Genomic DNA, 11,381 nt, shown 5'->3' with positions numbered 1-11,381 from the left:
CGGCATGTGTTGATTTGTATGCCCGGCATGGCTCCGAAAGAGTTGGTGGATTTAATAAATCGGCTACAACTTTTAACAGCACGAGTTGACTTTGTTCCTGAACTTTTCGGCATACCGGCATCTAATTTAAGTGCGCGCGGGTTAATGCGTGAAGAAGCAGTTGTTATCCATATTAGAAACAACTTGGCACGTAAGTCTAATCGAGTAGCTAAGAGAGTTTTTGATATTCTTGCAACTCTCTGTGGAGGCTTACTGATACTGCCGATTATGGCGATTATTGCCGGACTCATTTATTTTGACTCGCCCGGCCCCGTCGTTTTCTCACATCGCCGAGTCGGCAAGGGAGGGAAGGTATTTCCTTGCTATAAATTTAGGACAATGACTGTTAATGCGCAGGATGTTCTAAAAAAATATTTGCGAGAAAATCCGGCAGCCAAAGAAGAGTGGGAGCGGGATTTTAAGTTAAAGGATGACCCTCGTGTGACTAAAATTGGCAAGATTTTACGTAAAACATCCCTCGATGAATTGCCACAACTTTGGAATGTGTTGACCGGTGATATGAGTCTTGTGGGACCGCGCCCCATAGTACGTGAAGAAGTGGCCAAGTACGGCAAATATATCGGAGATTTCTATCTTGTACCGCCGGGAATTACAGGGATGTGGCAAGCCAACGGCCGCAGTGATACGACATACGAGGAACGGGTTCATATGGATTCGTGGTACGTACATAATTGGAGCGTTTGGCTCGATATAGCCCTTATTTGGAAGACCTTTATTGCTGTCATAGACGGTAAAGGCGCTTATTAATCGGTATTAGGTCCTTGTAAGGAAAGGAAGACATACATGAAAATTCTTTTAATCAGCCCGCCTTTTAAAACGGAATACGGAAAATTTTCCCGTGATCAGCGTAGTCCGGCTATTACGAAAAGCGGTACGATCTACTATCCTACTTGGTTGGCTTCCGCTACGGGAGTGTTAACGGAAGCAGGGCATACGTGTAAGTTACTTGACTGTTGCGCTATTGGTTGGGACGATAAAAGAACCCTGGAATTCGTAAAAGAATTTCAGCCGCAAATGACGGTTATCAATACATCTACGCCGAGTATTTATAATGATTGTGAATTCTCTGAAAAAGTAAAGAATGTCGTGCCGCTTACCTTTACGGTTCTTGTCGGGACACATCCCAGTGCTTTGCCTGAAGCGACCTTGGCTATTAATAAAACGGTGGATGCCGTCGCACGACGTGAATATGATTATACATTACGTGACTTAGCAGCCCTGTTGGCTGAAGGGAAGAACGATTTTTCCAATATTCTAGGCTTGACTTGGCGAACCTCTGCCGACACATATAAATCAACGGATGATCGCCCTTATATTGAAGATCTTGACGAGTTACCTTTCGTTTCAAAAGTATATAAAGAGCAAGGCATCAATCCGTACGATTATTTTTTTGCCGCTGCCGAATATCCTATGATGATGATTTTTACCGGTCGTGGTTGTCCGAATCAATGTTTTTTTTGTGTCTATCCTCAAACTTTCCACGGCCGCAAGATTTATCGCTTGCGCAGTCCTGAAAATGTCATTGCCGAGCTTGAATATATGGCGGAAAACTTCCCTGAATTAAAATCTGTCGGATTTGAAGATGACACGTTTACGGCCGATTTAGAACGGACTAAGGCTATTTGTCGCTTAATGATTGAAAAAGGTTTGAATAAAAAATTCAACTGGTGGGTTAATGCTCGTGTTACCTTGGACTATGACACGATGGAACTGATGAAACAGGCGGGATGTCGACTCCTTGTGGCCGGCTTTGAAAGCGGTAATCAGCGGGTATTGAACGAAATGCATAAAGGGATTAAACTCGATTGGACGAAAGAGTATGTAAAAAATGCGAATAAGGCAGGACTTCTTATTCATGGTTGCTTCATGGTCGGAAATCCGGGAGAAACAAAAGAAACCATGGAAGAGACTTTTCGCCTTGCCTTGAGATTGAATACGGATACGGCACAATTCTTCCCTCTCATGGTTTATCCGGGAACAGACGCCTATACATGGGCGGAGCGAAATCATTATTTGGTAACGAAAGATTGGTCCGAGTGGATTACTACTGACGGATTGCACAGTTGTGTTATCTCTTTGCCTGAAGTGTCGGATAAGGAGTTGGTAGCCTTTTGTGATGAGGCCCGACGGAAGTACTATTTGCGTCCGGCCTATATATTTGCAAAACTTCGTCAATTCGTGTTCAATCCGGGCGAACGCAAGCGGCTTATTAAGGCGGGTACAAGGTTTATTCGCTTTTTGGCTAAAAAAGGAGATTAAATAATGTTACTCTGGTTCATTATTATAGTGGCCTTCTTACTTATTATTTGGCCTTATGCCGTGTATCCTCTTGTTCTTCTGGTTGTAAGCAGACGGCGTCCTATCGGAACGAGTACAGAGCCTGTAAAATCCGTGTCACTTCTTATTGCGGCCTATAATGAAGAAGAAGTAATCAAAGAAAAGTTGGAAAACAGCTTGGCTCTGGAGCGAGGGAACTTTGAATTTGAAATTGTCGTGGCTTCCGACGGGTCCACGGATTGTACAGCAGAGCTGGTGCGGACTTATACGAAGGAGTATTCCTTTATTCGTCTGCTTGACTTTTCCGAACGAGCCGGGAAGGTTAATGTATTAAACAAGGCCGTGCCTCAGTGTAAGGGCGATATAGTGCTCCTATCCGATGCCAATGCTATGTATAATCCAGAATGTTTGAAATATATATTACCCCATTTTGAGGACGACCTTGTCGGTTGTGTAAGCGGAGAAAAGAAAATCTTGGCTACAGACGGTGCCATTGCTAAAAACGAAGGGTTGTATTGGCGCTTGGAAAGTGTTATTAAAAGACTTGAATCGAAAACGACTTCGCTTATCGGAGCAGACGGAGCTTGTTATGCCGTGCGCAAGAGCTTATTTCAATCCTTGCCGTCCGAAACATCGGTTGATGATTTTCTCTTATCGATGCGAATTTTAGAGTCCGGGCACACTGTTGTATATGAGCCTCGGGCTTGGTCGGCGGAAGATCCGGGACAAACTGCATATGACGAGTTTCGGAGAAAGCGTCGTATTGCCGCAGGGAACTTCTATAATCTTCGCTTTTTACATTCTTTTATGCGTTCAGATTTTTTATCTTTTATGTTTATCTCACATAAATTATTGCGTTGGATTTCGCCGTTAATCTTTGCTGTTTTGACGGCAGCTCTCTTCTTTAAGGCCTTTTCATCGGAAACGGCATGGTATGCTTTTTTAATTCTACTATTTTCTTATACCCTACCGTTATTAAAGTATGCCAATGTGGGAGTTGCCCTTACGGATAAGGGACCGGGGCGGATCATTACATACTTTTATCTTACTGTTTGGGCTCAATATGCCGGGTGGAAGCAGTATATGGCGGGTACGCAAAAGGCTGTGTGGGATACAGTACGGCAAAAGAAATAGAGTTTACTGTGAAACGGAGTATATATGGCCAATAAATTTGTATCGGGGACACTTATCCTTGCGTTAGCCGGTTTTATTGTTAAAGCCGTAGGCAGTGTAAACTGGATTATTTTATCACGGATTCTGGGCGGTGAAGGTATCGGTATCTATCAGATGGCTTTTCCTGTTTACTTATTGGCGCAGGAGGTTTCGGGGGCGGGTATACCCGTTGCTTTATCCGTTTTGACTGCCGAATTTGCGGCACGTCGCGACTTCGGCAATGTGTATCGCCTTTTTCGACTTGCTTTGACGGTCTTGGCTATAACGGGCGCAATTTTCGGTCTCCTTGTTTTTTTCGGATCGTCAGTACTTATAGATTATCATATTATTCGGGATTCGAGGGCCTACTATTCGCTTGTATCTCTTGTGCCTTGTATCTTTTTCACTACCTTGTTGTCCGGGTATAGAGGATATTTTCAAGGGTGGAGACAGATGGTTCCTACTGCCGTATCACAGATTGTCGAGCAAGTAGTGCGTGTAGTCGCTATGATAGGATTAGCCTTATGGCTTTTCCCATTAGGAACGGAAATGGCCGCCGGAGGGGCTGGGTTGGGGGCTTCTGTCGGTAGTATAGCCGCATTTATTGTTCTGGTTTGTTTTTATCACCGCTTTAAGAAAACGGCACCGTCAGTACAAAGCGACTATGTGCCTGTGCACGCCAAAGAATTGCTGTTTCGCTTGGCCGGATTGGCTATTCCTGTGTCATTGGCGGGAATTATGTTGCCTTTGGTGGCGGATTTAGACCTTTTCATAGTGCCGTACAGACTGGAAGCCGCAGGATACGATATTCATCAGGCTACGGAACTATACGGCTACTTGACGGGGATGTCCGTACCTTTAATTAACTTGGCAACGGTCTTTACGGCCGCTATGGCCTTGAATCTCGTACCAAACATCAGCCATTCGCAAGCTCGCTTAGAAACTGCTGAAGTGTATGAACATACGGCAACGGCAGTGCGCTTGGCATTGATTTTGACTGTGCCTTTCAGTGTCATGCTGTATGTCTTGGCTGAGCCGACAGTTACCTTTATTTATAATGCCCCGGCAGCGGCAGGAGCTACACAGGCTATTGCCGCTGCCGTTTGTTTTTTGGGATTACACCAGATTACAACAGCTGTTTTACAAGGCTTAAAAAAACCGAAGATACCGGTAATTAATATGGGAATAGCCTGTCTTATCAAGATTGCCTGTAATTGGTTTTGGGTGGCAAGCCCCGAACTGGGTATTGCCGGTGCCGCCTATGCGACTGTGACGGATATTGCTTTGGCGGCAGGATTGAATTTTTTCTTTATTCATAAATATATAGGGTATAAGCCGGCCCTATTAGTTGTTATAAAGACGGCTTTTGCGTCGACAGCAATGGGGATTTTTATATATTTCCTGTATCATGAAGGAGTTGAATTGGGTGTATCTCCCGTCGTAAATCTAATTGCAACAGGTGCGGCAGGAAGTTTGCTTTATATCTTGCTCATGTTTGTCTGCGGCGGTCTGACTCGTCATGATGTGGTGAAGCTTCCCTTTGTAGGGCGGTTTTTTTCAACTGAAAAATAGGCGGAACGGAAAAGAGGTTGCATCATATGAATATCTTGGTTACAGGCGGGGCCGGTTATATCGGCAGTCATGCCGTGCGGGCTTTAAAAGAAAAGGGACATGTACCCGTTGTGTTGGATAACTTGTCACGCGGGCACAAAAAGGCTGTTCCTAAAGACGTACAACTTATTGTTGAAGACATTCATCATATAGAAGGCATACGAGAAGTTTTATGTCGTGAAAAGATAGAAGGAGTTATGCATTTTGCTGCTCACAGCCAAGTGGGCGAGTCAATGGAAAATCCGACTATTTATTATGATAATAACGTAGTCGGCACTTGGTCTCTATTGGAAGCCATGCGACTTGAAGATATTTCTTATCTCGTCTTTTCTTCGACAGCCGCAGTTTATGGGGAACCTGAGAAAGTCCCCATAACAGAAACAGATCCTTATAATCCGACGAATGTGTATGGCCAGACAAAGCTGATGATTGAAATGATGCTGGAGCAGTTTCATAGAGCTTACGGCTTAAATTATGCGGCATTAAGGTATTTTAATGCTGCCGGAGCTTCGCCGGACGGAACCATCGGGGAAGATCATCATCCGGAGACACATTTGATTCCCCTTATTTTGCAGGCCGCGGCAGGTAGAAGAGCGAGTGTAGGGATTTTCGGTACCGACTATTCAACACCGGACGGTACATGCATTCGCGATTATATTCATGTTACAGATTTGGCGGAGGCTCATTGTCGTGTTCTCGACTATTTGGTAAAAGGCGGTAAATCTCAGTCTTTTAACCTCGGCTCTCAACACGGCTTTTCCGTCAGGGAAATGATAGAGGCGGCAAAAAAAGTGACGGGACGAGACTTTGCGGTTACGGAAGAAGAGCGTAGAGCCGGTGACCCGGCCGTATTAATCGCTTCGTCTGAATGCTTGCGTCAGGTGACAGGCTGGAGCCCCGTTTACAGTGATGTGGAGACTATTATTGCTCATGCATGGAAATGGCATCAGACGCATCCGAACGGTTATATGTAAACATATTATATATTCAGCATAAAAGGCGCGAACGAAGATTTTGCTTCGTTCGCGCCTTTTGCTTGCTTACCCTCTCGGAACTTCGATGGGGTCGTAATCGGCCGGTTTATCCGTAATCGACGCCGGGTCTACGGCTGACGGTACGGGTGTAAATTTCGGTCGGAAGAGTTTTTTTGTGGCTTCTATGTAAGTAGGTATGATTGTGTCCATCAATAAGTAACGCTTGCGGAAAAGGTTGCGTTTTTGTGATTTGATTTCACTGTATGTGCGCCTTTTTTCTTCAATCGGTAAGGCCCAATACATTTTTTCGTCTGATACGGAGAAGGCGCCTTCATCTTTCCAGAAATCGTTGAAGTTCGTCTTCTTTGAACGGTTTCCTCGCAGAAGATGGCTATTGGTATAAAAACCTTCATCCGTAATGACATATAAATTTTTCATTCCCAAGGTTTGTGTGAAGATACGTAATAAGTAGAGAATGAAATTCTTCGGCCTGTACCCGAAGAGTTTCTTCGTCAATACTTTTGTCAGCGCCAAGCCTTCTTTGGAACCTTGAAGAGTACCTACATACAAGGAAGGAACTCCGCTCTTATTATAGTCGAAGCGGAAGTTAAAATGGTAAATCATTTCGTTATCATAATACAGATATAAGGATAAGAACCCTTCTTTTCGTTGTCCCGTATCGAAGATGAGGTGACAGACGAGGGGGAGTTCCGGATCGGGAGATTCCCAGAGTGTGTAGCCCTTGCCCCAATACAGTTCGTGAATAACCTCATCCGTAAACATGGTACGGAGAATATCGAAATGATGTTCCAAGGCGGTCAGGCGTTCCCGCATGGTCGAGTTCTTATAAAGGAAAACTCGGGTCATACTCTCTTGGAAATCAATGTCTTTTTCAGTAAAGAAGCCCTTCATAGGTTCGTATGAATCGAAGTAGTCATAGAACTCTCTAAACAGGTCTTTGTGCATAATACTGATACAAAAGAAGGAAAAAGCCCGCTTTTGTTCACGGAAATTGCGCGGCCTATAGATAGCTTTTGACAAGTTCCAAAAGTAGGATGTACTTAACATGAGTGCCTCCCTCAATACAGTGTCGAACGTAGGTATATAACTTATTTATTATAAAAAGAAGGACCATATACTGTCAATCATCCCGGATTAGTCGGGGTATTCTTCTTGTAAAAAGTCAAAAAGTCTAATATAATAATTGTAAGGTCAAAGCGTATTAAAGGGACCTCTCAAATGTATTTATGAGGTGATAATATGAGTGTATTAGCCGATAAAATAGAAAAGTTTATTTTACATAAGTTATTGGAAGAAGAGGAAGAAAATATAGTTCTTCGCCGTAATGAATTGGCAGATGAGTTGGAATGCGCGCCTTCGCAAATCAGTTATGTTTTGAGCACGCGCTTTTCCAATGATAAAGGCTTTATCGTCGAATCGAGAAGGGGATCCGGCGGTTTCGTACGCATTGTGCGGTTGCAAAAGCGAAAAAAACATGACCGTACACCCGTTGCTTTATCGGAACGACGCCCTGCCGTCAGTATTTCTATGGAAGATCTGGACGGCCTGCTGTTTAAATTATTAAAACATAAGGCAGTAACAAATAGGGAGGCCATTATGTTGCATCAGACTTTTAAATCTTTATTTGAAGAACTTGATGACGAAGCACAACGCATGGCTGTTATTACGCGTATTTTAAAAAGTCTTGAGCTCGTACCCAAGGGATAAGGGGAGGCTTTACATGCTCTGTGATAGTTGTAAAAAGGCAGATGCGGTCGTACATCTTACTAAAATAGAAAACGGTAAGCGGACGGAATTACATTTGTGTGCCGCCTGTGCAAAAAAAGAAGGGATCCTCATAAACGGTAAGGATATTGAGGCATGGGGAAATAATTTTTTCGGCAAAACAGCAACCGGTGACGATGAAGTTACGGTAACCTCGGAAGTTACTTGCCCGGAGTGCGGCATGACTTTTGCCGACTTTAATCGCACGGGCCTATTCGGGTGTTCAGCGTGTTATACCGCTTTTTCTGAAGAAATACAACCCGTTTTAAGGAGGATTCACGGTCATGTGCGTCATGTAGGAAAGGTTCCTGTTTGCGGTACGGAGGTATTTCGGACAAAGGCTCATATAAAGAAACTGCGCCGGGAATTAAAGCTCATGGTGGCTCAAGAAAACTACGAAGAGGCTGCGCGGATTCGAGATGAAATCAAAGCTTTGAGCTTCGAAGGCGGTGAAGATCGTGTTTAATGAGTATATACGATCTCTCGTCTTGCCGTGGCAGGAAAGTCGAGGTGCGGATGACGATGTTGTCTTGGATAGTCGTATTCGGTTGGCACGTAATATGAAGAATCGAGCCTTTCCCGAACGGGCATCGGTAGAAGATAAGGCTGTTGTATGTGAGGCGGCACGTGCTTGCATACCCGGTTTGAACGAATTGGGTAAAGGTCAATATGAAGCGTTATCCGTCAATGATATGAGCGATGAGAATCGTGATTTGGCGGCAGCACGCAGGATCATAACGCCTACTCTTGCAAAAAAAGGGGAAGGCAAGCTGTTATTTTTACGTCAAGATGCGGCAGCCTCTTTGGCAGTGAATGAAACGGATCATTTCGTTATCAATACGATTGTTTCAGGAAGCAATGTTCGCCAGGCTGCCTCGGAGGCCTTTGCAGTCGACAATGTGCTGGAAGGTCAAACGGAGTTGGCTTTTCATGAAGATTTCGGTTATTTGACATCCATGCCGGCCATGACAGGGACGGGGCTTTTTATCGGCGTGAGTCTTCATTTGCCGGGGCTTATTGCAGCTAAAAAGTTGCGTCGAGTCATGCAGGGTATTACGAAGTTCGGATTCGGCTTCTCGGGTGTATATTCAGGAAGAAGTACGCATGTAGGTAATGTTTTTCGAGTGGTCAATCAAATGACCTTGGGTATTTCGGAAGAGGACTTGTTGGAACGGGCGGAAACGGTTGTCGGTCATATTGTTCGGGAAGAACGGGAGTGCAGACGTGCCTTACGGGCAGAAAAGTCTGATCTTTTCCTCGATCGCCTGTATCGTAGCTACGGTGTATTGACTCAAGCCAGATTGATTGAACAGGAAGAAGCTCTTAATTTGCTGAGTGACTTTCGTTTAGCCGTAACGAGCGGTTTAATCGATTCCGATTTGCAAGCTTATGCGGCTATGGTTACTGCTGTTGACTCTGCGTATGTAAGTCTGAGGCGATTTAATGATGAAGACCCGGAAGAAAAAGAAAGGGCTCGCTTATTGCGCAGTCTCATTAAAAAGTATGTACGGCGTGAGCCGTAACAGAAAAGTTTGAAAGGAGGGGGATGTGCATGGAACAACGTTTTACACAACCTTCAAAACGCGTTCTCCGCTATGCTCGCGATGCGGCTCGCCGTATGGGACATAACTATGTGGGAACTGAACATATATTAATCGGACTGCTTTTAGAAAAAGAAGGAGAAGGCGGGAAAATCCTACGTCGACTGGGACTTACGGACGGCAATGTCATGAGAGTCATTGAAGGCGTCGTAGGAATCGGTACGGCAGTGACGGATAACCCTGTCTTAACGACCAAGACCCGCCTGGCCATGGAGGAGGCTTCACGTGAGGCTGCCAAACAGTCGCGGCCCATTGAAACGGATATCATTCTTTGGGGATTATTACAACAAGAAGACAGTATGGCCGTTCATGTATTGGAAAATATGGATATTGATACGGCCGGCGTTATTGAAGAAATTGAAGAAGGAGTACCCGTCCGCCAAGGCGGTGAAGAAACTCCGGACACGGATACGGGAACTGAAAAAGAGAATCCCCTCGCCCTTTACGGGCGCGATTTAAATAAAGATGCGAAAGACGGAAAAATCGACCCCGTCATCGGCAGAGATAAGGAAATTGACAGGGTTATCCAAATTTTGTGTCGTCGCACGAAGAACAATCCGGTTCTTCTCGGATCACCCGGCGTAGGCAAAACAGCTGTAGCCGAAGGATTGGCGCAAAAAATTGCAGACGGCCATATTCCTAAGCCGTTAGCAGATAAACGCGTCATCTCCCTGAGCATGGCAAGTCTGGTTGCCGGCACTAAATATCGCGGCGAATTTGAAGAGCGGATTAAACAACTCTTGGAAGCGGTTAAAGAAGATTCATCGTTAATTTTGTTTATTGATGAACTGCATCAATTAATCGGTGCCGGTTCGGCTGAAGGGACCATGGATGCCGCCGACATCTTAAAACCTGCCTTGGCCAGAGGTGAACTTCAGTGTATCGGAGCTACGACGACGGATGAATATCGCAAGTATATTGAAAAGGACTCGGCCTTGACTCGCCGATTTCAGCCGGTACGCGTAGAAGAGCCGACGGAAGAAGAGACTCTGGCTATATTGCAGGGCTTAAAAGGGCCGTATGAAGAATTTCACCATGTTCACTTTACGGATGAAGCCTTGGCGGATGCGGTAAAGTTGTCTGCTCGTTATATTGCTGACAGATATTTGCCCGACAAGGCTATTGATGTTATTGATGAAGCGGCTTCTAAGGTTCGCTTGGAACATGCCGCTTCTAACGGTGAATTAAAAGAAGCGGAAGACGAATTGGCACAAATTGAAAAGAAAAAAAGTGAACTTTCGGCAGCCGAAAAGTTTGAAGAGTGTGCCGCTTTGCGTGATAAAGCCAAAGAGATGGAAGAACGAATTCATGAGTTAAAAGAAGCCCGAAAGGCGGAAGACCGGCCTCAGGTTTCAAGCTCTCATATTGCCGATGTCGTTTCCGTCTGGTCGGGAGTGCCCGTACAAAAAATCGGTACGACTGAGGCACAACGCCTTCTTAAATTGGAAGATGAGTTGCATAAACGGGTCATCGGGCAAAATGAAGCTGTTCAAGCCGTGGCTAAAGCTATGCGCCGTTCCGGAGCGGGGCTGAAAGATCCGAAGAGACCTGTCGGCTCTTTCCTTTTCCTGGGGCCCAGCGGCGTTGGCAAAACGGAACTGGCACGCGCCTTGGCGGCAGGCCTTTTCGGTGATGAAGAGGCCATGATTCGCATCGATATGAGTGAATTTACGGAATCTCATGCTGTAGCGCGTCTTATCGGTTCTCCGCCCGGCTACGTAGGGTATGATGAAGGGGGAGAATTAACCGATAAAGTTAGAGAAAAGCCGTATAGCGTCATCTTATTTGATGAAGTGGAAAAAGCGAGTCATAACTTCTTCAATATTCTTTTACAAATCCTTGATGACGGTCGTTTAACGGATTCAAAGGGGCGGACTGTCGATTTCAGAAATACGGTTATTATTATGACCGGCAATCTGGG

General features: G+C 45.0%; 10 protein-coding genes. 9 read left to right on the top strand and 1 reads right to left on the bottom strand.

Annotated features, from left to right (window positions below; all coding sequences use genetic code 11):
- From PGX78_RS03430 to galE, 5 genes are all read left to right on the top strand, one after another.
- Positions 1 to 807 (top strand): exopolysaccharide biosynthesis polyprenyl glycosylphosphotransferase (locus PGX78_RS03430; protein ID WP_270445408.1); only part of this gene is annotated, 807 nt, incomplete at its 5' end.
- A 36-nt stretch (positions 808 to 843) separates the two neighbouring features.
- Positions 844 to 2,319, top strand: coding sequence for a B12-binding domain-containing radical SAM protein (locus tag PGX78_RS03425; protein ID WP_270445407.1), 1,476 nt, complete (start codon positions 844 to 846; stop codon positions 2,317 to 2,319).
- Positions 2,320 to 2,322: 3 nt separating this feature from the next.
- Entirely contained in the window at positions 2,323 to 3,471 is a 1,149-nt protein-coding gene (locus PGX78_RS03420) for a glycosyltransferase family 2 protein (RefSeq protein ID WP_270445406.1), read from the top strand.
- A 24-nt stretch (positions 3,472 to 3,495) separates the two neighbouring features.
- On the top strand, positions 3,496 to 5,061 hold the full coding sequence (locus PGX78_RS03415) for a putative polysaccharide biosynthesis protein (protein WP_270445405.1): 1,566 nt from the start codon (positions 3,496 to 3,498) through the stop codon (positions 5,059 to 5,061).
- A gap of 26 nt (positions 5,062 to 5,087) precedes the next feature.
- Positions 5,088 to 6,074, top strand: coding sequence for a UDP-glucose 4-epimerase GalE (galE, locus tag PGX78_RS03410; RefSeq protein ID WP_270445404.1), 987 nt, complete (start codon positions 5,088 to 5,090; stop codon positions 6,072 to 6,074).
- 66 nt (positions 6,075 to 6,140) lie between these two features.
- Here galE and PGX78_RS03405 read toward each other — a convergent pair whose 3' ends face one another.
- Complete coding sequence (locus tag PGX78_RS03405) at positions 6,141 to 7,142, bottom strand: DUF535 family protein (RefSeq protein WP_270445403.1); 1,002 nt, start codon at positions 7,140 to 7,142, stop codon at positions 6,141 to 6,143.
- Positions 7,143 to 7,334: 192 nt separating this feature from the next.
- Between PGX78_RS03405 and PGX78_RS03400 the strand changes: the two genes are divergently transcribed.
- The 4 genes from PGX78_RS03400 to PGX78_RS03385 form a co-directional block, all read left to right on the top strand.
- Entirely contained in the window at positions 7,335 to 7,802 is a 468-nt protein-coding gene (locus tag PGX78_RS03400) for a CtsR family transcriptional regulator (protein ID WP_270445402.1), read from the top strand.
- A 13-nt stretch (positions 7,803 to 7,815) separates the two neighbouring features.
- Entirely contained in the window at positions 7,816 to 8,325 is a 510-nt protein-coding gene (locus PGX78_RS03395; RefSeq protein ID WP_270445401.1) for a UvrB/UvrC motif-containing protein, read from the top strand.
- Complete coding sequence (locus tag PGX78_RS03390; RefSeq protein ID WP_270445400.1) at positions 8,318 to 9,382, top strand: hypothetical protein; 1,065 nt, start codon at positions 8,318 to 8,320, stop codon at positions 9,380 to 9,382. Before PGX78_RS03395 ends, PGX78_RS03390 begins: the two co-directional genes overlap by 8 nt.
- Positions 9,383 to 9,411: 29 nt before the next feature.
- On the top strand, positions 9,412 to 11,381 hold a 1,970-nt coding region (locus tag PGX78_RS03385; protein ID WP_270445399.1), incomplete at its 3' end, for an ATP-dependent Clp protease ATP-binding subunit.

The organism is Megasphaera sp. AF13-6AC (assembly GCF_027685385.1).
In the GTDB taxonomy this organism is placed as follows: domain Bacteria; phylum Bacillota; class Negativicutes; order Veillonellales; family Megasphaeraceae; genus Megasphaera; species Megasphaera micronuciformis.
This window is presented reverse-complemented; position numbering and strand designations above follow the sequence as displayed.

What these genes read in the sequence shown, in the direction of transcription:
- PGX78_RS03425 (WP_270445407.1), top strand. Translation starts at nt 844, where the DNA reads ATGAAAATTCTTTTAATCAGCCCGCCTTTTAAAACGGAATACGGAAAA.
- PGX78_RS03420 (WP_270445406.1), top strand. Translation starts at nt 2,323, where the DNA reads ATGTTACTCTGGTTCATTATTATAGTGGCCTTCTTACTTATTATTTGG.
- PGX78_RS03415 (WP_270445405.1), top strand. Translation starts at nt 3,496, where the DNA reads ATGGCCAATAAATTTGTATCGGGGACACTTATCCTTGCGTTAGCCGGT.
- galE (WP_270445404.1), top strand. Translation starts at nt 5,088, where the DNA reads ATGAATATCTTGGTTACAGGCGGGGCCGGTTATATCGGCAGTCATGCC.
- PGX78_RS03405 (WP_270445403.1), bottom strand. Translation starts at nt 7,142, where the DNA reads ATGTTAAGTACATCCTACTTTTGGAACTTGTCAAAAGCTATCTATAGG.
- PGX78_RS03400 (WP_270445402.1), top strand. Translation starts at nt 7,335, where the DNA reads ATGAGTGTATTAGCCGATAAAATAGAAAAGTTTATTTTACATAAGTTA.
- PGX78_RS03395 (WP_270445401.1), top strand. Translation starts at nt 7,816, where the DNA reads ATGCTCTGTGATAGTTGTAAAAAGGCAGATGCGGTCGTACATCTTACT.